Origin of the sequence: Comamonas aquatica NBRC 14918, from assembly GCF_000739875.1 — a bacterium.
GTDB lineage: Bacteria > Pseudomonadota > Gammaproteobacteria > Burkholderiales > Burkholderiaceae_C > Comamonas > Comamonas aquatica.
The window spans coordinates 110,168-131,738 of record NZ_BBJR01000035.1 but is presented as its reverse complement, the minus strand read 5'-3'; the positions used below and the strand labels follow the sequence as shown (position 1 = coordinate 131,738).

Sequence of the window (21,571 nt, the reverse complement as noted above, 5' to 3'; positions counted from 1 at the left end):
CGTGTCGGTGGGTGTTATTGCGCGGCCAGTTGCTGCAGCACGTGGCTGAAGGCTTCCACGGCCAGCTGCATGTCGTCGCTGGTGGTGGATTCGCGCGGGTTGTGGCTGATGCCGCCATTCAGGCCGCGCGTGAACAGCATGGCCTGGGGCATGATTTCGTGCAGTTTCATGGCGTCGTGGCCGGCGCCGCTGGGCATGCGGAACACGGGCACGCCCAGTGCGGCCACGGCCTTCTCCCAGCGCAGTTGCCAGTCGGGGGCGCTGGGGGCGGCCGCGGCCTGCATCGCCAGCTCGGTCTTGTACTGCAGGCCGCGGCGTCGGGCGATCTCTTCCAGTTTGGCCAGCACATCCTGGACCATGGCGTCGCGCTGGGCGTCGGTGGGGGCCCGCAGGTCCATGCTGAACAGGCAGCGGCCAGGAATCACGTTGATCGAGCCATTGGGCACCTGCAGCATGCCGATGGTGGCCACGCTGTCGCCGTCCTGCCGCGCGCGCTGCTCCAGGTACAGGCCCAGCTCGGCCACGCCCAGGGCGGCGTCGTGGCGGCGGTCCATGGGGGTGGTGCCGGCATGGCTGGCAGTGCCATACATCTCGCACACATAGCGCACGCCGCCGTTGATGGAGGTGACCACGCCCAGGGGCAGGTCCAGTTCGTTGAGCACCGGGCCCTGCTCGATGTGCACTTCGATGAAGCCCAGGTACTGCGCGGCATCGCGCCGGATCTTGGGGATGTCGTCGATGCACAGGCCGGCGTGCTGCATGGCCTCGCGCATGGTGATGCCGTCGGCATCCTTTTGTTCCAGCCACTCGGGCTTGAAGTCGCCGATCAGCGCGCCCGAGCCCAGGAAGGTGGCCTTGTAGCGCTGGCCTTCCTCCTCGGCAAAGCCCACCACCTCAATACCGAAGGGCAGGCGCTTGCCGGCACGGTGCAGTTCGCGCACGCAGGCCATGGGCACGAAGATGCCCAGGCGGCCGTCGTACTTGCCGCCGTTGCGCACGGTGTCGTAGTGGCTGCCGGTCAGCAGGTACTTGGCGCCAGCCTGGGCCGGGTGGTAGCGGCCTACCACGTTGCCCACGGCGTCGATCTCGACCTCGTCAAAGCCGCAGTCGCGCATCCAGTGGCTGATGCGCTGGGCGCAGGCGCGGTGGGCGTCGGTCAGGTAGGTGACGGTGAGCTGGCCCTTCTCGGCATAGCCCGGTTCGCTGTGCTGGGCCAGCTTTTCCTGCCAGTCCCAGACATCGTTGCCCAGCGTGGGGGTGTAGCCGAACTTGTCGTTGAGGCGAATCTCTGCAATCCGATGGATGTTGCGCAGGGCTTCGGCCCGCTCGTAGTTCGGGTGGTTGAAGCTGCGGCGCGCAAAGGTGTCGATGATTTCGGCCTTGGTCAGACCGGTGCCACGCGGGCCGCGCACGGCCAGGATGAAGGGGAAGCCGAAGCGCGCGTTGTAGTCGGCGTTGAGCTGCTGGATGCGCGCGAATTCCTCGGGCGTGCAGGCCGTCAGGCCGGCGGTGTTCTGTTCGTTGGTGGATTCAGCGGTCAGCGACTGGGCCACCATGGCCTTGCCGGCCAGCTCCGGGTGGGCGCGGATCAGGCCCAGTTGCGCCTCGGGCGAGGCCTGGGCCAGCACCTGGACCATGGCGTGCTTGAGGTGGGCCAGCGACTTGAACGGGCGCTGTGCCAGCGCGGCTTCGGCAATCCAGGGCGAATGCTCGTACAGGCCGTCCAGCAGTTGCACGGCGCTGGCGGTGTCGGCGGTGTTGAGTTGTTCCAGGGTCAGGGCCATGGTGCTTCCTGTCAAAAAATAGAGCTGCTGACGCAGAATGGATAAGGGCTGGATGCCAATTTGGCAATCAAGCTGCGTTCACAGCGCGGGCGCGGGGAAGCGCTGGGCCCAGTGGCGCGCCAGGTCGATGCGGCGGCACACCCAGACGTGGCTGTGGCGCTGGATGTGGTCCAGAAAGCGCTGCAGTGCGGTGATGCGGCCGGGGCGGCCCAGCAGGCGACAGTGCATGCCGATGCTCATCATCTTGGGCGCGTTCTCGCCGGCGGGGTCGCCCTCGGCGTACAGCGTGTCGAAGGTGTCTTTCATGTACTGGAAGAACGGGTCGGCGTGCGAATAGCCCTGGGGCAGGGCAAAGCGCATGTCGTTCACGTCCAGCGTGTAGGGCACGATGAGCTGGTGGTGGTGGCTGCCATCGGTCTTTTCCAGGCGCATCCAGAACGGCAGGTCGTCGCCGTAGTAGTCGCTGTCGTAGGCGAAGCGGCCATCGTCGGCCACCAGGCGATGGCTGTTGGGGCTGTCGCGGCCGGTGTACCAGCCCAGGCCGTGGTCGCCCTCGTGGCCGTAGAGGTCTTCGAAAATCTCCATGCACTGCGCCATGTGGGCGCGCTCGATCTCCTCGGGCACGTTCTGGTAGTGGATCCACTTCAGGCCGTGGCAGGCCACCTCGTGGCCCAGATCGGCAAAGGCCTGGGCCAGCTCGCGGTGCTTTTGCAGGGCCGTGGCCACGCCGAACACGGTCAGCGGCAGTCCACGCTTTTCAAACTCGCGCAGGATGCGCCACACGCCGGCGCGGCTGCCGTACTCGTAGATGCCGTCCATGCTCATGTGGCGCGCCGGGTAGGCAGCCGGGTTGAACATTTCGGACAGGAACTGCTCGCTGGCCGGATCGCCGTGCAGCACATGGTTCTCGCCGCCTTCCTCGTAGTTCAGCACGAACTGCACGGCCACGCGGGCCTGGCCGGGCCATTGCGGCTGGGGCAACTGGCGGCCGTAGCCGATCAGGTCGCGGGGGTAGGGGGCGGTGGCGTTGTAGGTCATACGGGCAGGCACAAAAAAACAGGGAGACAAGGACAGGGGTCAGGCGGTGATGCCGGACAGCGCCATGGACAGGTCGCTGGAGGGCATGTCGCGGTCGAAGGTCAGGCCTTCTTCCACGTGCTGCAGGTGTTCCTGCATCAGGCGCACGGCCAGGGCCTCGTCCTTGGCGGCCAGGGCCGTGACGATGGCTTCGTGCTCTTCGTGCGAGTGTTCGGCGGCGCTGGCACTCTGGTACATCAGCGTGATCAGGGCGCAGCGCGACAGCAGCTCGCCCAGAATCTGCGCCAGCACGTGGTTGCCCATCTGCTCGGCCATGACCACGTGAAAGTCGCCCAGCAGCTCGGTACGCTGACCCACGTCGTTGCGGTCCATGGCCTTCTTCTCGGCCGTGATGTGGGCCTTGAGCGCCTTGATCTGCGCGGGCTTGACCTGGCGCACAAAGGCGCGCGTCATCTCGGTTTCCAGCATGCGGCGCACGGCAAACACCTGCTGGGCTTCCTCGACCGAGGGGGTGGCCACGAACGCACCGCGGGCCGGCGCCAGGGTGACCAGCCGGTTTTGCGACAGCTGGAACAAAGCTTGCCTGACCAGGGTGCGCGACACCCCGAAATGGTCGGCGAGCTTTTGCTCGGCCAGCTTGGTGCCGGGCAGCAGTTTGTGCTCGACGATGGCCCGCGTCAGGGCGTCGGCGATGGCGCTGGTGGAGGATGTTTCCATAGGGATCATCATAGATGCGTTTGAGCAAAAATTGTATACACTTTTGGTAAACAAGCGGCTGCACGGCGGCTGCGTCACATTGAGGAGTTACCCCCATGGGCTTGAGTACCCACGTTCTGGACACCATGCACGGCGGCCCCGCGGCCGGCATGCAGGTACAGCTGTTTGCGCTCGAGGGCGACAAGGTCACGCTGCTGAAAAGCCTGACCCTGAACCACGACGGTCGCACCGATGCTCCACTTTTTGACAACCACAGCCTCAAAGTGGGGACCTACCGCTTGTCCTTTGATGTGGCAGGCTACTTCAAAGCAAAAGGTGTGCAACTTCCCGAGCCCAATTTCCTGAATGTGGTGCACCTGGATTTCGGCGTGGCGCACGCCGACCAGCACTACCACGTGCCGCTGCTGGTCAGTCCCTGGAGCTACTCCACCTACCGCGGCTCCTGAGCGGGCGGCTGGCACCATCAAAAAAAGAGCGCTGGGCGCTCTTTTTTTGATGGCTGGCGCTGGTTAGCCGCCCGGAAGCTGTCCCTCGGTCAGCGTGTCCAGCTGAAAGCGCCCGGAGCGGTCCCACAGCCACGTGTCGGTGTAGATGAGATTGCCAGCCCCGGTGGGCGGAAATGGTGCGGCAGCGCGCACCATGCGCTCAATCTCCCTGACCACTTCTGGTGCATGGCTGGGCAGGCGCATCCAGCTGAGGCGACGGATCTGGCCATTGCCGCTCACATGGATTTCCAGCACGGCCACGGCGTACAGCATCGCGGGCAGCTGTCCGCGGTAAATGCGCGCGGCATAGCGTTGGTACAGGTGGCGTGCGGCCTTTTGCTCGTAGGCCGTGGAGGCGCGCTGCTCGGTGCGTGCGCCTGGCAAGGGCATGGGGATGCCGCAGGCAGTCAGCGCAGCGGCGGCGACGCAGCCCAGGCCTCCCAGCAGCCAGTGGCGGCGTGAGCGTGGCTGCGGCGCAAGGGGCGGGGTGGTCATCATGTGGCCAGCATAGGTCGCAGGGCCGCCGCTGTGGTGTCGCCGGCGACGTGGGTGGCTGTAGGCCGGGGCGCTGCGAAGGCTTTTCAGAGCGCATCCGTCGATCTGCGCTGGATGGATCGGGCCTAGCCTCCGTCGCGCTGGCCTTCGGTCAGGGTGTCCAGCTGGAACATGCCAGTGCGGTCCCACAGCCAGGTGTCGGTCCACACCAGGCGGTCCTGCACGCGCTCGGGCGCCGGGTAAGGGGCGGCGGCACGCACCGTGCGTTCGATTTCCCGGATGACTTCGGGGGCATGGCGCGGGGCACGCATCCAGTTCAGGCTGCGCACATTGCCCTTGCGGTCCAGGTTCACCTCCAGCACGCCCACGGCATACAGCATCGGCGGCAACTGGCCCTTGTAGATGCGCGGGGCATTCTGGGCATACAGGTGGCGGGCCGCGTCCTGCCGGTAGGCGCGGGCCGAGGTGGCGCTGGAGCTGCGGCTGGTGCCGGCACCCGCGCTGCCGGTGGCGGGTGGCGGTGACGAGGGCGCCACGCCGCAGGCTGCCAGGATGGCGGTCATGGCGGCGGCCATGCCGCCCCACAGCCAGTGGCGTTTAGGATGCTCGGAACCGGGTAGGTGCTTGTCAGTCATGGTGCAAGCTTATCGCCATCCCGGGGATGGGACGAAGTGGCAAGACTTGTGCTTGCGACTGTGACGTGCATGAAACAAACAAGGTGGATCTCGTGAATGCTTTGGAACGCCTGCGGGCCGCCGTGCGCCAGGCCCCGGTGTGCCTGGTCGAAGTGGTGGCCACGCAAGGCTCGGCCCCGCGCGGCCCGGGTGCGTGGATGGCGGTGCAGGCCGAAGGGCTGATCGGCACCATCGGCGGGGGCCACCTGGAATGGGAGGCCACGCGCCTGGCGCGCGCATGGTTGGCCCAGGGCTTGCCCGGGCCGGTGCGCAGCCTGCGCTTGGCGCTGGGGCCTTCGCTGGGCCAGTGCTGTGGCGGCGCGGTCGATCTGCGCCTGACGGCCGTGGGCGCCGCCGATGGCGCCGTGCTGGACCGCCTGCAGGTGCCGCACCAGCCGGTGGCGCTGTTTGGCGCCGGCCATGTGGGCCACGCCCTGGTGCGGGTGCTGCAGCCGCTGCCGTTTGCCGTGCACTGGGTGGACAGCCGGGACGGCATGTTCCCGGCATCGCCGTTGCCGCAGGTGCGCTGCGAGCACTCCGAGCCCGTGCACGCGGCCGTGCGCGACCTGCCCGCGCATGCGCTGGTGCTGGTGATGAGCTTCAGTCACACCGAGGACCTGGACATCGTCGCCGCCTGCCTGCGGCGCCAGCGCGAGCGGGGCGACCTGCCCTTCGTGGGCCTGATTGGCAGCGCCACCAAGTGGGCCGTGTTCCAGCGTCGGCTGGCGCAGCGGGGCTTCAGCGCGGCCGAGATCGCCCACATCACCTGCCCGATCGGCCTGCCCGGCATTCCAGGCAAGGAGCCCGAGGTGATCGCCATCGCCGTGGCGGCACAGTTATTGCAGCTGCGGGCCCAGCAGCTTGCAGCCGCCTGACGGGGCCGTGCTGGGTCCTTGGTAGTTGCCCGGGGGCAGGCTGAATTTGCAATTTTTGGCGACAAAAATTGCATACACTTTGACGAAAGACAGGTCGCAGCGGTGCCCACGATGTTGTTACAACCCAGGTGCGCGGCCCATTCTTCTGCTCAGAGCGCCCGCAGTGGTGAGCAGGTTGATCTTCCAGGGCAGCCCTTGTGCTGCCGGAGTTGAGTGCTATGGAAAGCTATATCCTCGACTGGGCCAACCTGCTGTTGCGGTGGCTGCATGTCATTACCGCCATCGCCTGGGTGGGCTCGTCGTTCTACTTCGTGTTCCTCGACAGCAGCCTGACCCCGCCGGTCGATGAGGACCTGAAAAAGCAGGGCGTCAGCGGCGAACTCTGGGCCGTGCACGGCGGCGGCTTCTACCACCCGGTCAAGTTCAACGTCTCCCCGCCCAAGCTGCCTGACCACCTGCACTGGTTCTATTGGGAAAGCTACACCACCTGGCTGTCCGGCTTTGCGCTGCTGACGGTGTCCTACCTGTGGAATGCCAAGATCTACCTGGTCGATCCCGCCAACCCGCTGATGTCCAGCCAGATGGCCATCGTCGCGGCCCTGGCCTTCCTGGTGGTGTTCTGGTTCCTGTACGACGGCATCTGCCGCGTCTTCGGGCAAAAGGACGGCGGCGATGCCACCGTCGGCGCGCTGGTGCTGGTGCTGGTCTGCGTGGCCGCCTACCTGGCCTGCCACATCTTCCCCGGCCAGGCCGCCTTCCTGCTGATCGGTGCCATGCTGGCCACATCCATGAGCGCCAACGTGTTCTTCTGGATCATCCCCGGCCAAAAGAAGATGGTGGCTTCCATCAAGGCCGGTGAACCCGTTGACCCCATCCACGGCAAGCGCGGCAAGCAGCGCAGCGTGCACAACACCTATTTCACCCTGCCGGTGCTGTTTGCCATGCTGTCCAACCACTATGGCTGGCTGCACAGCCACCCGCAGAACTGGCTGGTCCTGATCCTGATGATGTTTGCCGGCGCTGCCATCCGCCAGTTCTTCGTCATGCGCCATGGCCACAAGCTGGGCCGCAACCCCCATCCCTGGAAGTACGCCGCCGTGGGTGTGGTGGTGCTGCTGGGCGTCATCGCCTGGCTGCGCCCGGCCCCGCCCGCGGCGGTGGCCGCCAACCCGGCCGTGATCGCCCCCGTGGGCCAGTCCGTGGTGCAGGGGGAGACCGCCAAACCTGTGGCTGAATCGGCCTCCAGCCCAAGCACGGCAAGCGCAGGCAGCTATGAAAAAATGCACGCCATCATGCAGCAGCACTGCGTGGTCTGCCACAGCTCCGCCACGATCGCGCAAAAGAACGTCAAGTTCGACACCCCCGCCGATGTGAAGAGCCATGCCCAGCAGATCTATGCCCAGGTGGTGCAGCTGCGCAAGATGCCCTTCGGCAATCCCGGCGCCCTGAGCGCCGAGGAGCGCGACAGCTTCAAGCAGTGGTTCGAGTCCGGAGCGCCCGTGCCCACCCCCTGAGGTCGCACGCCGGCCGAGCCTCATCCTTTCAGGCCCGCAGCCGTGGTTGCGGGCCTTTTTTGCGGGCGCTGCAACCGCTGGCCGGCACGCCGGTCGGGGCCTGTCTGGCGTGGCATTCATTATTGATGTGGCTCAACACCGTCCGGACAGCGCTGCGGCACAGTCCGTGACCATGTTCCACATTCCATCCTTCGATCCATTGGCCCAGGCAGAGGTGGTTCCCGCCGGCCAGCTGCTGCGCCAATGTGGCTCACGTCCCGACTCGGTCCTGTACTTGGACAGCGGCTGCGTGGTGCTGGGCGTGCTCGAAGACGGGCAGATGCGCCACCAGCTCGGCGTGGTGGAAGGTCCGGCGTGGCTGGATGCCGCTTTTGCCTTGACGGGTAGCAGCTGTGGTGTGGACATGGTGACCGATTCGCGGGTGCGTCTGCGCCGCATTTCGCTGGGCGCCTTCCAGCACAGCCTGCAGTCCCTGCCGGACACGGTGGCCACCCTGGTGCGCGACATGGCCCAGGGGTACTGCCAGCAGACGGAAACCGCCGTCAGCCGCCTGGCACAGGATGCCGAGGCCCGCTGCGCCCAGTGGCTGCTGCGCCATGCCCAGCATGCGGACAACGGCACCATGTGCGTCACGCTGAACCAGCGCAAACGCACGATTGCCGCGCAGCTGGGGATTGCGCCCGAAACCTTTTCGCGCGTGCTGCGCCACCTGCGCGAACATGGCCTGATCGCCGGCACGGGCAATGTGCTGAACCTGCCCCAGCCCAGCGCACTGCAAAGCGTGGCCGGCATCTGAGCCCGCGCGCCAGCGCAGCAGGGGGACGCAACCAGGAGGCCGCAAGGCCTCCTTGGCGTTTGTAGGGCACGGACTTCAAGGGTTCCACCGGAACAACGCCCCGCCCAGTCCTGCCTATAGTGGGGCGTGATCAATTCCAGCAAACCCGCTCCTGCCCCCCTGGCTGACGCAGTGACCGACTGGCGCGGACTGCGTCTGCTGGTGCTGGTGCTGGCGGCCCTGGTGCTCACGGTGGCGGCGTTTGGCGCCTGGTGCCTGGTGCAGGTGGTCGATGCCCGCACCCAGGAGCGCCTGATGGCCCAGCAGAACACCGAGGCCGACCTGTGGGCGCGCATGCTGACGGCACGCATGGAAGCTCAGCAGCGCCTGCTGGTGTCGATCGCCCAGGGCATGCACACCAGCCTGCTGGACAAGCCGGCCGTGCTGGATGCGCTGATGCAGCAGGAGGGTTCCACGCTGCGGCTGTTCGACAGCCTGCACGTGGCCCTGCCCAGCGGCTCCATCACCCACCATGGTCTGGGCGGCGCGGTGGTCGAGATCGACACCAACGGGGTGGAGGCGCTGCGCCGCACGATTGCCGAGGGCAAGCCCAATGTGGTGCAGATCCAGACGCCGGAAGATGCCAGCCACCTGCGTGTCCTGCTGACCGTGCCCATGCGCCGGGCCGATGGTGCGGTCGCCGGTGCCCTGGCGGCAGTCTCCAAACTGCCCCTGGCCACCCTGATCCCCGAACCGCTGGGCGCTGTGCCCGGTCTGCAGTATGTGCTGCTGGATCCGGATGGAGTGGTGCTGGCGCATTCCGATGTCACGCAGCGCTGGAAGCATGCGCGCGAACTGTGGGAGACCCATTGGGCGGAATGGCAGTCGCTGTCCAAGCCTTCGGCAGCCAGTGCGCAGACCGTGGCCTGGGGGGCGCGGCTGGTGACGCGGGTGGGCCTGCCCCTGCCGCAGTGGCAGGCCGTGATCCTGCGGGACATGTCGGGCGACATGCTGGGCAATCAGGGCCTGCCCGTGCAGACCTGGCTGATGCTGGGCCTGGGGCTGGTCGTCCTGACGGCCCTGGCCGTCTGGGCGCTGTGGGGCTGGCTGGCCCCCTGGCCGCGCCATGCGGGCGCTGCGGTGGCCCCTGGCACGGCCGAGGGGCTGGCGGTCCACCGCCACGGCGAACCCGGCGGCGCGGTGGCCGAGGCTGACACCCCGCCCGTGGCCGGCACGCTGGCCATGCTGGACAACGTGCCGGTGGCCATGCTGCTGGAGCAGGACGGGCGGGTCCAGGTGGCGACGCCGCAGGTGGGCGTGATCCTGGGCTATTTCCCCTCGGAAGGTGCGGTGCTGGCGCTGGACCAGCTGTTTGAGAACCCGCAGGCGCTGGCGGCGGTGCGCCATGCGCTGGTCGACCTGGGCGGCTTCGAGGGGCTGGTGCAATTGCGCAAGAAGGACGGTGACTGGGTGTGGGTGGAGGTGCTGGCCTGGACCCCCGATCGCGCCCCGGACAGCACGGTCTGGCGCCTGCGCCTGCCCTGGCGCCAGGGGCGCAGCGTGCCCTCCTGGCCGGTCGAGGCCCATGCCTGGCGCGACGGGCTCACCGGCCTGCCGAACCGCGAGGCCTTCATGTGGAGCCTGCAGTCCTGGGTGACGGACAGCCTGCAGCCGCCCAAAGCCCTGGCCGACAGCGCGGTGGCACGCGTGCCCACCCAGGGCTGTCTGCTGTTTATCGATGTGGACCACCTGGGCATGATGAACGAGGTCACCTCGCGCGACATGGGCAACAAGATGCTGCGCCACATCGGCCGTCTGCTGCACAGCCACGTCCAGCCGCTGGGCGATGTCGCGCGGCTGGGCGGGGATGAGTTTGCCGTGCTACTGCCGGGGCTGAGCCTGGCCCATGCCCAGGGCGTGGCCCAGGCCCTGTGCGATGCCGTGTGGCGCTGGCAGCCCAGCTGGGGTGGCGAGCGCCACTGGATCAGCGTCAGCGTCGGGGTGGTGGCCGTGGATGCCTTGCGCCATGCCCCGCAGGAGGCGGTGCGCGGGGCCGACATGGCCTGCTACGAGGCCAAGCGCCGCGGTCGCTGCCAGGTGGCCGTGGGGCAGGTCAGCACGCTGCAGGCCGTCAGCCGGCCCGCAGCCTGAGGGCCGCGCCCCTGGCGCATACGGGCCGGGGTGGGTGCACAAGGTTCAGCGCTGCAGGGCCTGCAGCACATGCTCGGCCGTGGCCGGGGCCTGCAACTGGACCACGCCCCGCTTGCCCTGGCGCTCGCGCGCGCTGGCGATGGCGTGGCGCAGGGCTTCGTAGACGCTGATGGCCAGCATGAACGGTGGCTCGCCCACGGCCTTGCTGCCGCCGACGTTGTCCTCGCGGTTCGGCTCCTGGTAGAGCTGGACTTGGAAGTGTTCCGGAATGTCGCCGGTGGCCGGGATCTTGTAGGTGCTGGGGGCGTGCGTGGTCAGTACGCCCTGGTCGTTCCAGACCAGCTGTTCCGTGGTCAGCCAGCCCATGCCCTGCACGAAGCCGCCTTCGACCTGGCCGATGTCGATGGCCGGGTTGATGCTGCGGCCGGCGTCGTACAGCACGTCGATGGCCAGCACCTTGGATTCGCCGGTCAGCGTGTCGATGGCCACCTCGGCGCAGGCCAGGCCATAGGCGAAGTAATAGAAGGGGCGTCCGGTCAGCGTGGTCTTGTCGTAGTGGATCTTGGGCGTGCGGTAGAAGCCATCGCTCCACAGCTGGATGCGGTTGGCATAGGCCTCCTTGACCACGGCCCGGAAGTCGCGCGTGCCCTTTGGGGTGTGGATTTGGCCGCCCGCAAAGCTGACGGCGCCGGCCCCGCAGCCGTCCAGCCCGGCGACGAAGGCCGCCAGGTTGCCGCGCACCTTGCGTGCCGCATACTGGGCGGCACGGCCGTTCAGGTCGGTGCCGCTGCTGGCCGCGGTGGCGCTGGCGTTGGGCACCTTGCTGGTGTCGCTGGCGGTGACCTGCACCGCCGACAGGAGCACGCCCAGTTCGTCGGCCACCACCTGGGCCACCTTGGTGTTCAGGCCCTGGCCCATCTCGGTGCCACCGTGGTTCACTTGCACGCTGCCATCGGTGTAGACATGCACCAGCGCCCCGGCCTGGTTGAACAGCGTGGCCGTGAAGCTGATGCCGAACTTGACCGGCGTGATGGCGAGGCCGCGCTGCAGCACCGGGTTCTGGGCATTCCAGGCCGAAATGGCCTCCAGCCTTTGCTGGTAGAGCGCATCCTGCTCCAGTTTTTTGGTCATCGGGTGCAGGATGTTGTCCTCCACCGTCATCTGGTAGTGGGTGACGGCGCGCGGTGAGCTGGCGTCGGCGTCGTAGTAGTTGCGCTGGCGCACGGCCAGCGGGTCCAGGCCCAGGGTGCGGGCGATGTCGCCCAGGATGGTTTCGATGACGATCACGCCCTGCGGTCCGCCAAAGCCGCGGAAGGCCGTGTGGCTCTGGGTGTGCAGCTTGCAGCGGTAGGAGCTGATGCGCACGTCCGACAGGAAATAGGCGTTGTCGGCGTGGAAGATGGCGCGGTCCGCCACGGGGCCGGACAGGTCGGCGCTGAAACCGCAGTTGGCGGCCATCTGCAGCTTCAGGCCGGTGATCAGGCCCGTATCGTCAAAGCCCACGTCCCAGTTGTAGGCAAACGGGTGGCGCTTGCCGGTGATCATGAAGTCGTCGTCACGGTCCAGGCGCAGCTTGATCGGGCAGCCGAACTTGCGCGCCGCCAGGGCCGACCACACGGCCAGGTGCCCGGCCTGGGTTTCCTTGCCGCCAAAGCCCCCGCCCATGCGGCGGCACTGCACGGTGACGGCGTGGTTGCCGATGCCCAGGGCGTGGGCCACCCATTCCTGCACCTCGCCCGGGTGCTGGGTGCTGGAGTAGACCCACCACTGGTTCTGTTCCATGGGCAGCACGTAGGCGATCTGGCCTTCCAGGTAGAAGTGCTCCTGACCGCCCACTTCCAGCGTTCCCTGCAGGCGGTGGGACGCACGCGCCAGGCCGGCATCGGCGTCGCCGCGCGTCACATGGACGGGCGGCAGCACATAGTGTTCGGCCTCTAGCGCCTGCTGCACCGTCAGGATGGCGGGCAGGGGGCTGATGTCCGGCTGGACCTGGCGCGCCGCGCGGCGCGCGGCCATCACGCTGTCGGCCACGACCAGGCCGATCACCTGGCCGACGTACAGCACCTGGTCCAGGGCAAAAATGGGTTCGTCATGGCCGAAGGCGGCCAGGATGGGGTCGCCGGGAATGTCGGCTGCCAGCACCACGCCGCGCACACCGGGCATGGCCAGGGCCGCGCGCGTGTCCACGCCGTGCAGCGTGCCGTGGGCCACCCGGGACAGGATGGGCGCGGCATACAGTGTGCCGCGCACCTCGGGCATGTCGTCCAGGTAGGGCGCCTGGCCCAGCACCTGGGCGCGTGCGCTTTCGTGCAGGTGGGACTGGCCGACCGCGCCCTGCGCGGCCGTGTTCAACAGGGTGTCCGGGGCGTTCATGCGCTCACCTCCACGCGAATGTCTTCCAAAGAGGCACCGGCCTGGCCCTGGCTTTCCAGCCAGAAGCGCTGCAGCAGGCTGCCCAGCAGGTGCTTGCGGTAGCTGCCGCTGGCCCGCATGTCGGAGATGGGGCTGAACTCCGCCTGCAGCACGGACGCGGCGGTCTGCACGGTGGCGGCGGTCCAGGGCTGGCCGGTCAGGGCGGCCTCGGTCTGCACGGCGCGCGCGGGCACGGCCGCCACGCCGCCGGCGCCGATGCGGGCGCTGGTCACCGTGCCGTGCTCAACGGTCACCTGCAGCACCAGGCAGACTGCGGAGATGTCATCGTCCTGGCGCTTGCTGACCTTGTAGGCGCGCAGGTGGCGGGTTGCGCTGCCGGCTGGCGGCAGCGGCACGTCGATGCGCACCAGCAGCTCGTCCGGGGCCATGACGTTCTGGCGATAGCCGGTGTACAGGGCTTCCAGGGGCAGGCTGCGGCCCCCGCGCACGCTGGCCAGCACCACCTGGGCGCCCAGCGCGATCAGCAGCGGCATGGAGTCGCCGATGGGCGAGCCGTTGGCCACGTTGCCGCCCAGCGTGCCGCTGTTGCGCACGGGCAGGCCGGCAAAGCGCGCGGCAAAGCGGTGTAGCTGGGGCCACTGCGCCTGCAGGGCGGCGAAGGCCTCTTCCAGCGTGGCGGCGGCGCCGATGCGCAGCCAGCCCTCGGTCTGGGTGATGGCCCGCAGCTCGGTGGCGGCGGTCACGTCCAGCACCCGGCTGAAGCGGCGGTGCTGCTTGGTGACCCAGAGGCCGACGTCGGTGCAGCCGGCGACGACCTGGGCGTCGGGGTGGTCTGCACGAAGTTGTAGCAGCTCGCGCAGGCTGCTTGGGCGTTGGTAGCTGTTTTCTGCCTCAATCGCAGCATCCTTGCGCGCCAGCAGCTCCAGTTTTTGCAGAACGGCCGGTGCGTCGACCGTGGCCGGGGGCAGTTGTGCCATGTCGCGGGCGGCCTCCAGGATCGGGCGGTAGCCGGTGCAGCGGCACAGGTTGCCGGACAGGGCCTCCTGCGCGCCCTGGCGGTCCAGCGCCGCGCCGCGGGCGTGGTTCTGGTACATGCCGAACAGGCTCATCACAAAGCCCGGGGTGCAAAAGCCGCATTGCGTGCCGTGGCACTGGGCCAGGGCCTGCTGCACGGGGTGCAGCTGCTGGCCGGCCGGCAGCTGAATGTCCGGGTCCTGGGCCAGGTCCTCCACGGTCCACAGGGCCATGCCGTCGACCGAATGCGCCAGGCGGATGCAGCTGTTGATGGCCTTGTAGTGCAGCCGGGGCTGGCCGTCGGCGTCCAGCGTGCGCTCGCCCAGCACCACGGTGCAGGCACCGCAGTCGCCTTCACTGCAGCCTTCCTTGGTGCCGGTGCAGTGCAGGTCTTCGCGCAGCACCTCCAGCAAGGTGCGGTCCGGCGGGATGTCATGCAGCGTGACGGGCTGGCCGCGACGCAGGAAATGGAGAGGACGTGGAGACATAGTCTTGCAATTTGACGGTGTTTTTGTTCATTAAGCCATCCGGGTCTTGCCGCGACATATAGACTTCCGTATGTAGTCCATGCGATTGCAGCCATAGTGCGCCCGGCCAGGGCCGGTGCACACCGCGGGCCCGATGTGTATACAAAAGTTCCAAGCAATTTCCGTGCAACGAGCTTTGGGCGGCCTGTACACCCCTGCAATTGCTAAACTGCACCACCAATTTTCTGGACCTTTTGCCGCAACATGAATTTTTCTGACTTCTTGCGACGCGCCAAAAGTTCCCTCAAGTTCTGGTCTGCACCTGCACAACCTGAACCTGCCCCCACAGAATTTCACATCGACGAAGTTGCCGAGCGGGTCGCCAAGCTCAAGGTCCCCGAGCCCAAAGAGCCGACGCAGTTCCACTCCTTGGTCAAACTGGCCCCCATTCCTGTGCCCCGCGAGGTGCGCTGGGAGAGCCAGGCGATCTATCTGGGGGCATGGGCAGGCACGGCGGCATTGGCTTGGGGGGGCTTTCAGGTGCCCACCGACTGGCTGCTGTGGTATGGCGCCGCGGCCGTGCTGGCGTTTGCTGTGCTGTTCCGCCTGGAAGGCCCGCGCACCCGTGCCGAGCGCCTGCAGCGCGAGGCCGAGGTGCAGCGCTGCCACGAGGTCTATCTGCAGGCCGAGGCGCACCTGAAGGCCGTGCTCAACGAAGGCTTCAACGAACGCATGGAAGAGTTCACGACCGTGCGCGCCGCCTACGATGAAGCCTGCCGGGTGCTGCGCACCGCCGACACCCCGAAGAACAGCAAGCTGATCGCCGCCCTGGCCAATCCCCTGCGGACCGAGAAGACCGCCGAGGAGGAGCTGATGGAGCAGATGTCGCAGATGGAACGCACCATGCTCCAGCTGGTGGATGAGATGGAGGATTACTCCGACACCCACAAGGTGGCCATCGACGCAGCCATCATGGCCCGCCACAACGCCCGGCTGGCGTACTGGCAGGCCAAGCTGGACGAAGCAGCCCTGACCGGCGAGGCCGTGCAGCAGCATTGAACACCACCGAATAATCCCTGCCCCCTGGGCGCCACCGCCTTGGCATACTGGGTCGCTTTCGCGGCCCATCGTTCTTTCATGCGAGAAACCACGCCCTTTGAAAAGATTGACCTGCACCTGATCCGCGTGCTGCATACGGTGATTGCCGAACGCAGCGTATCGCGGGCGGCAGTGCGTCTGGGCATGCACCAGCCGGCGGTGTCCACGGCGCTCAAGCGCCTGCGGGACCTGTCGGGCGATCCCATCCTGGTGCGTTCGGGCGGCGGCATGCAGCCCACCGATGCCGCGCTGCGCATGCTGGAGCCTGCGGCCGCCATCCTGCAGTCGGCGGAGCACCTGTTCACGGATGCGCGGGCCTTCGATCCGCGCAGCTCGGCGCGCACCTTTCGCATCGCCGCCAGCGACTACCTGGACCCGCAGTTCCTGCCCAAGCTGGTGGCCCTCCTGAAAAAGCAGGCGCCGCTGTGCGCCGTGGAACTCCAGGCGCTGAGCCAGGGCGTGGACTACAGCGGCCAGCTGGCCCAGGGCGAGGTGGATGTGGTGATCGGCAACTGGCCCCAGCCACCGACCGAGCTGCGCATGGCCCAGCTGTTCTCCGATGAACCCGTGTGCCTGGTCAGCCAGTCGCACCCGGCCGTGCGCCGCGGCTGGACGGCCGAGGAGTGGCTGGACGCCGAACACATCGCCCCGATGCCGACCCACCCCGGGGCCAAGGGCGTGATCGACGAAGCCCTCAACGCCCAGGGGCTGCACCGCAACATCGCGGTGCGCTGCGCCCATTTCGGCCTGATGCCGCAGATGGTGGCATCGAGCTTGCTTGTGCTGACCACCGGGCGCCAGTTCTGCGAGCGCTATGCCGCGCAGCTGCCGCTGGCCATCCTGCCGGTGCCAGTGCCCTTGCCGCAGATGCGCTACTACCAGCTGTGGCACGACCGCACGCACCACTCGAGTGCCGGCACCTGGCTGCGTGAGGCCGTGAAGAATACCGCTCTTTTGCTATGAGATGAATAGCTATCAGCCAACGCCAAATCTGCGGTTACGCAGTATTTGTTATTAGGATTTTTTTGAACTGAGACAATCTCGCGCATGACATCCCCTCAATCCCTCCCCACGCCCGGTGACGCGCCACCGCGACTGCAGCTGGTGGGCATCACCAAACGATATCCGGCCGTGGTGGCCAACGATGGTGTATCGCTGACGGTGCAGCCCGGCGAAGTGCACGCGGTGCTGGGTGAAAACGGCGCTGGCAAGTCCACGCTGATGAAGATCATCTACGGCACCGTCAAGCCCGATGAAGGCCAGGTGCTGTTCGACGGCCAGCCGGTGTACATCCGCAATCCGCAGGAAGCGCGCCAGCTGGGCATCGCCATGGTGTTCCAGCACTTCAGCCTGTTCGACACGCTGACCGTGGCCGAGAACGTGTGGCTGGGCCTGGACAAGTCGATGTCCCTGGCCGAGGTGACGCGCCGCATCCAGTCCAAGGGCGCGGAGTACGGCATGGACATCGACCCTTCGCGGCCCGTGCACACCCTGTCGGTGGGCGAGATGCAGCGCGTGGAAATCATCCGTGCCCTGCTGACCGATCCGCGCGTGCTGATCCTGGACGAGCCCACCTCGGTGCTCACGCCCCAGGCGGTGGAAAAGCTGTTTGTGGTGCTGAAAAAACTGGCATCCGAAGGCTGCTCCATCCTCTACATCAGCCACAAGCTGCACGAGATCCGCGAGCTGTGCACGGCCTGCACCGTGCTGCGTGGCGGCAAGGTCACGGGCTACTGCAATCCGCAGGAGGAAAGCAATGCCTCGCTGTCGCGCCTGATGATCGGTGCCGAACCCGCCGCCCTGCAGCACCGCGCGGTGCAGGCCGGCGCCGCCGTGCTGCGTGTCCAGGGACTGAGCCTGGCCAAGCAGGACCAGTTCGGGGTCGACCTGGTCGACATGCATTTCGAGGTGCGTGCCGGCGAGGTGGTCGGCATTGCCGGGGTCTCGGGCAACGGCCAGCAGGAACTGCTGTACGCCCTGTCCGGTGAGGACACGCGCGCAGAGGCTGGCATGGTCCAGGTAGCTGGCCAGGCGGCGGGGCGCATGAACCCACGCCAGCGCCGTGCGCTGGGCCTGCACTTCGTGCCCGAAGAACGCCTGGGGCGCGGCGCCGTGCCGGCCATGGGGCTGGCGCACAACATGCTGCTGACGCGCGATGACGCGGTGGGGCAGGGCGGCTGGCTGAGCATTGCCAAGCTGGAAGCGCATGCGGCCGACATCATCCGCCGCTTCAGCGTCAAGGCCGGCGGCCCGAATGCCCTGGCCAAGTCGCTGTCGGGCGGCAACCTGCAGAAGTTCATCGTCGGTCGCGAGATCGACGCCAAGCCCAAGCTGCTCATCGTCTCGCAGCCGACCTGGGGCGTGGATGTGGGCGCGGCGGCACAAATCCGCGGTGAAATCCTGGCCCTGCGCGATGCGGGCTGCGCCGTGCTGGTGCTCAGCGAGGAGTTGGACGAATTGTTTGAAATCAGCGATCGCCTGCACGTGGTGGCCAAGGGGCAGCTCAGCCCGTCGCTGGACCGTGCGGAGGCCACCTTGCAGTTGGTGGGAGAGTGGATGAGTGGTTTGTGGAATGCCGACGTGCAGCAGCACCTGGCGCAGGTGGAGGCGCAGTCGCGCAACGGAGGGGCCCAGCATGTTTAAGCTCGAACCCCGTCCCCAGGTGTCCAGGTTCTGGACCTATGGCGCGCCGATCCTGGCCTTGCTGATCACGGTGGCGATCGGCGTGTGCCTGTTTGCGGCCCTGGGCAAGGACCCGGTCAAGGGCCTGCAGGCCTTTTTCTGGGAGCCCATCAAGACCAGCTACGCCCTGGGTGAGCTGGTGATGAAGGCCACCCCCCTGCTGCTGATCGCGCTGGGCTTGGCCGTGTGCTTCCGCTCCAACATCTGGAACATCGGCGCTGAAGGCCAGTTCGTGATCGGTGCGGTCACGGCAGGCGGCGTGGCGCTGCTGGCCGACAAGACCACGGGCCCTTGGATCGTACCGGCGATTTTGCTGGCCGGTGTGCTGGGCGGCATGGTGTGGGCAGGCATCGTGGCCTTGTTGCGTGACCGCTTCAACGCCAACGAGATCCTGGTCAGCCTGATGCTGGTGTACGTCGGGACCCTGGTGCTGGGCTATCTGGTCTATGGTCCCTGGAAGGACCCCATGGGCTACAACTTCCCGCAGTCCAAGGCCTTCGAGCGTGTCACCCAGATTCCCAAGCTGATTGAGGGCACCCGCGTACACATCGGCACGCTGCTGGCGCTGGCGGGGGCTGCGGGCCTGTGGGTGTTCCTGTTCCGCACCAAGGCCGGCTTTGCCCAGCAGGTGGGGGGCATGGCCCCGGCCGCGGCACGCTATGCCGGCTTTTCCTCGCGTCGCGCGCTGTGGACGGCGCTGCTGATCTCCGGGGGCGCGGCCGGTCTGGCGGGTGCGCTGGAGGTGGCGGGCCCGATCGGCCAGCTCACGCCCTATGTGCCGGCCGGCTACGGTTTTGCGGCCATCATTGTTGCCTTCGTGGGGCGTTTGCACCCCGTGGGCATGATTTTCTCTGCCATTTTGATGAGCATGTTCTACATCGGCGGTGAGCTGGCGCAGTCGCGCCTGGGCTTGCCCAAATCTCTGACGGGTGTCTTCCAGGGGCTGCTGCTGTTTGCCCTGCTGGCCTGCGACACCCTGATCGCGTACCGCGTGCGCTGGGTCGGTGCCAAGTCGGGCGCAGTGAAGGGAGCCCAGTGATGGATGCCTACGCATTGCTGTTTGCTTCCACCCTCAGCGCGGGCACCGTGCTGGCGCTGGCGGCCCTGGGCCTGCTGATCAACGAAAAGGCCGGGGTGATCAACCTGGGCGCCGAAGGCATGATGCTGTGCGCGGCACTGGCGGGCTTTGCCGCCGTGGTGCACACCGGCAGTACGCTGGTCGGCTTTCTGGCCGGCATGGGGGCCGGTGCCCTGCTGGCGGCCATCTTTGGCGTGTTGGTGATCTGGCTGAACACCAACCAGTCGGCCACTGGGCTGGCCCTGAGCCTATTTGGGGGCGGCTTCTCTGCATTTGCAGGCCTGAACTATGTGCAGGCCAAGATGCCCGAGACCCCCAAGTTCGCCATCCCCTACCTGGCCGACCTGCCCGTGGTGGGGCCCGCGCTGTTCCGCCACCACCCCCTGGTGTACGGCGCCATCGTGATCGCAGCGCTGCTGGTCTATTTCCTGTACCGCACGCGTGCCGGCCTGGTGCTGCGCTCGGTCGGCGAGTCGCCCGAGTCGGCCCACGCCCTGGGCTATAACGTGCGCATGATCCGCCTGGGTGCGGTGATGGCGGGCGGCGCGCTGTGCGGTCTGGCGGGGGCCTATGTGTCGACCGTCTACACCCCGCTGTGGGTCGAAGGCATGGTGGCCGGCCGCGGTTGGATTGCGCTGGCGCTGACCACGTTTGCCACGTGGAGGCCTGGTCGCATTTTGCTGGGCGCCTACCTGTTTGGCGGCGTGACCATGCTGCAGTTCCACCTGCAGGCCACCGGCGTGCACATTGCCAGCCAGCTGCTGAGCATGCTGCCGTACATCGCCACCATCGTGGTGCTGGTCCTGATTTCACGCAATCCGGCATGGATTCGTGCGAACATGCCAGCTTCGTTAGGCAAGCCTTTTTACCCCGGCTCTTAAACAGGGCCTTACATCAACGACGCTGGTGTCTGCTGCCCTGGGCAGTGGACACGCAAAGCGCGCAGCGGGCTGTTTCAGCCCGCTTTCTACATCAACGTCGAGGAAACACTCCATGTCCAAACTGCACAAACGCACTGTGCTGAAGATGGTGGCACTGTCTGCTGTCTCCGTGGCCACCCTGGCCGCCTGTGGCAAGAAGGAAGAAGCTGCACCAGCTCCTGCCGCCGCACCGGCCGCCCCAGCGCCGGCCAACGCCGAGCCCCTGAAGGTTGGTTTCGTGTATGTGAGCCCGATTGGCGACGGTGGCTGGACATTCCAGCACGATCTGGGCCGCAAGGCCATCCAGGAGAAGTTTGGCGACAAGATCGTCACCAGCTTCGTGGAAAGCGTGGCCGAAGGTCCGGACGCCGAGCGTGTGATGCGCGACATGGCCGCCCAGGGCACCAAGCTGGTGTTCGCCACCAGCTTCGGCTACCAGGAATTTGTGCAGAAGCTGGCCCCCGAGCTGCCCGGCGTGAACTTCCAGCACGCCACGGGCTACAAGCAGGCGGCCAACAGCGCCACCTACGATGCCAAGACCTTCGAAGGCGCCTACATGGCCGGCATCGTGGCCGGTGGCATGACCAAGACCAAGACCATCGGTGTGGTCGCGTCGGTGCCAATTCCTGAAGTGGTGCGCAACATCAACTCCTTTGTGCTGGGTGCGCAAAGCGTCGATCCCTCGATCAAGGCCAAGGTGGTGTGGGTGAACTCCTGGTTCAGCCCACCCCAGGAAGCCGAAGCGGCCACCAGCCTGATCAACGGCGGCGTGGACGTGATGTACCAGAACACCAACTCGCCCGCCGTGCTGAAGACGGCGGAAGAGCGCGGTGTCTACGCTTTCGGCAAGGACGGCGACATGAGCGCCTATGCGCCCAAGGCCCACCTGGGCTCGGCCGTGATCAACTGGGCGCCTTACTACACCAAGGTGGTGCAGGACGCGCTGGACGGCAAGGTGGAGAACGGCCAGAACTTCTGGTGGGGCGTGAAGGAAGGCGCGATGGATCTGGTCAAGATCTCGGACGACGTGCCCCAGAACATCAAGGACAAGGTGGCTGAAGTGCGCCAGGGTCTGAAGGACGGCACGTTCCAGATCTGGAAGGGCCCGTTGAAGGACAACACCGGCAAGGAACTGCTGGCCGATGGCCAAGTGGCCGACATGCCCTTCATCACCAGCATCAAGTTCTACGTCCATGGCGTGGAAGGTACCGTGCCCGGTACCGGCAAGTAAAGCTGCCCGCTGCACGGCGATCTGCGCCGTGCAGCAGATACCCAGGCCTCCGTTTGTCGGAGGCTTTTTTGTGGGCGACAGGCGGTGGCATGCATCTTGCGGTGCGCTCTGAATGCAACGCTTGCCGTCTGCGTGCCGGATCGCTGGATGGATTTCGACACACCGGCATTAGGATGTGATGGGCTTTTGAAAAAGTGCAC

At 66.9% G+C, this 21,571-nt stretch carries 18 protein-coding genes; 11 read left to right on the top strand and 7 right to left on the bottom strand.

Going from position 1 to position 21,571, the window contains the following annotated elements:
* Positions 1-14: 14 nt before the first annotated feature.
* From uraD to CA2_RS06545, 3 genes are all read right to left on the bottom strand, one after another.
* Positions 15-1,784: a 2-oxo-4-hydroxy-4-carboxy-5-ureidoimidazoline decarboxylase gene (gene uraD, locus CA2_RS06555; protein WP_042414139.1), complete on the bottom strand. Its 1,770-nt coding sequence runs from the start codon at positions 1,782-1,784 to the stop codon at positions 15-17.
* Positions 1,785-1,862: 78 nt separating this feature from the next.
* The gene (puuE, locus tag CA2_RS06550) at positions 1,863-2,822 is read right to left on the bottom strand and encodes an allantoinase PuuE (protein ID WP_042414136.1); all 960 of its coding nucleotides are present in this window, start codon (positions 2,820-2,822) and stop codon (positions 1,863-1,865) included.
* Positions 2,823-2,861: 39 nt separating this feature from the next.
* Positions 2,862-3,539, bottom strand: a complete 678-nt coding sequence (locus tag CA2_RS06545) for a GntR family transcriptional regulator (RefSeq protein WP_042414134.1) — start codon at positions 3,537-3,539, stop codon at positions 2,862-2,864.
* Between the two features lie 95 nt (positions 3,540-3,634).
* Here CA2_RS06545 and uraH point away from each other — a divergent pair, with 95 nt between their 5' ends.
* The gene (gene uraH, locus CA2_RS06540) at positions 3,635-3,985 is read left to right on the top strand and encodes a hydroxyisourate hydrolase (protein ID WP_042414131.1); all 351 of its coding nucleotides are present in this window, start codon (positions 3,635-3,637) and stop codon (positions 3,983-3,985) included.
* Positions 3,986-4,048: 63 nt separating this feature from the next.
* Here uraH and CA2_RS06535 read toward each other — a convergent pair whose 3' ends face one another.
* The gene (locus CA2_RS06535) at positions 4,049-4,519 is read right to left on the bottom strand and encodes a hypothetical protein (RefSeq protein ID WP_231907163.1); all 471 of its coding nucleotides are present in this window, start codon (positions 4,517-4,519) and stop codon (positions 4,049-4,051) included.
* A 125-nt stretch (positions 4,520-4,644) separates the two neighbouring features.
* The gene (locus tag CA2_RS06530) at positions 4,645-5,154 is read right to left on the bottom strand and encodes a hypothetical protein (protein ID WP_042414126.1); all 510 of its coding nucleotides are present in this window, start codon (positions 5,152-5,154) and stop codon (positions 4,645-4,647) included.
* Positions 5,155-5,246: 92 nt separating this feature from the next.
* Between CA2_RS06530 and xdhC the strand changes: the two genes are divergently transcribed.
* The 4 genes from xdhC to CA2_RS06510 all read left to right on the top strand — a co-directional run bounded on the left by xdhC (position 5,247) and on the right by CA2_RS06510 (position 10,508).
* Positions 5,247-6,068 carry a xanthine dehydrogenase accessory protein XdhC gene (xdhC, locus tag CA2_RS06525; protein ID WP_042414222.1) on the top strand — a complete coding sequence of 274 codons (822 nt, stop codon included), beginning with the start codon at positions 5,247-5,249 and terminating at the stop codon, positions 6,066-6,068.
* Between the two features lie 218 nt (positions 6,069-6,286).
* Complete coding sequence (locus CA2_RS06520) at positions 6,287-7,582, top strand: urate hydroxylase PuuD (RefSeq protein WP_042414123.1); 1,296 nt, start codon at positions 6,287-6,289, stop codon at positions 7,580-7,582.
* A gap of 172 nt (positions 7,583-7,754) precedes the next feature.
* Entirely contained in the window at positions 7,755-8,378 is a 624-nt protein-coding gene (locus CA2_RS06515; protein ID WP_042414121.1) for a Crp/Fnr family transcriptional regulator, read from the top strand.
* Positions 8,379-8,549: 171 nt separating this feature from the next.
* Positions 8,550-10,508, top strand: a complete 1,959-nt coding sequence (locus tag CA2_RS06510) for a sensor domain-containing diguanylate cyclase (RefSeq protein ID WP_042414117.1) — start codon at positions 8,550-8,552, stop codon at positions 10,506-10,508.
* Positions 10,509-10,553: 45 nt separating this feature from the next.
* Here CA2_RS06510 and xdhB read toward each other — a convergent pair whose 3' ends face one another.
* Positions 10,554-12,881: a xanthine dehydrogenase molybdopterin binding subunit gene (xdhB, locus tag CA2_RS06505; RefSeq protein WP_042414114.1), complete on the bottom strand. Its 2,328-nt coding sequence runs from the start codon at positions 12,879-12,881 to the stop codon at positions 10,554-10,556.
* Positions 12,878-14,383 (bottom strand): xanthine dehydrogenase small subunit, encoded by a 1,506-nt coding sequence (gene xdhA / locus CA2_RS06500; RefSeq protein WP_042414111.1) that lies wholly within the window; start codon positions 14,381-14,383, stop codon positions 12,878-12,880. Before xdhA ends, xdhB begins: the two co-directional genes overlap by 4 nt.
* A gap of 243 nt (positions 14,384-14,626) precedes the next feature.
* On the opposite strand from xdhA, the gene CA2_RS06495 reads away from it, so the two are divergent.
* From CA2_RS06495 to CA2_RS06470, 6 genes are all read left to right on the top strand, one after another.
* Positions 14,627-15,421: a hypothetical protein gene (locus CA2_RS06495; RefSeq protein ID WP_042414108.1), complete on the top strand. Its 795-nt coding sequence runs from the start codon at positions 14,627-14,629 to the stop codon at positions 15,419-15,421.
* Between the two features lie 78 nt (positions 15,422-15,499).
* On the top strand, positions 15,500-16,423 hold the full coding sequence (locus CA2_RS06490) for a LysR family transcriptional regulator (RefSeq protein ID WP_042414104.1): 924 nt from the start codon (positions 15,500-15,502) through the stop codon (positions 16,421-16,423).
* An 84-nt stretch (positions 16,424-16,507) separates the two neighbouring features.
* Positions 16,508-18,103, top strand: a complete 1,596-nt coding sequence (locus CA2_RS06485; protein WP_042414102.1) for an ABC transporter ATP-binding protein — start codon at positions 16,508-16,510, stop codon at positions 18,101-18,103.
* Complete coding sequence (locus CA2_RS06480) at positions 18,096-19,181, top strand: ABC transporter permease (protein WP_042414099.1); 1,086 nt, start codon at positions 18,096-18,098, stop codon at positions 19,179-19,181. Before CA2_RS06485 ends, CA2_RS06480 begins: the two co-directional genes overlap by 8 nt.
* Complete coding sequence (locus CA2_RS06475; protein WP_042414096.1) at positions 19,181-20,101, top strand: ABC transporter permease; 921 nt, start codon at positions 19,181-19,183, stop codon at positions 20,099-20,101. Before CA2_RS06480 ends, CA2_RS06475 begins: the two co-directional genes overlap by 1 nt.
* Before the next feature lie 112 nt (positions 20,102-20,213).
* Complete coding sequence (locus CA2_RS06470) at positions 20,214-21,371, top strand: BMP family ABC transporter substrate-binding protein (RefSeq protein ID WP_042414093.1); 1,158 nt, start codon at positions 20,214-20,216, stop codon at positions 21,369-21,371.
* The last annotated feature ends 200 nt before the right edge of the window (positions 21,372-21,571 follow it).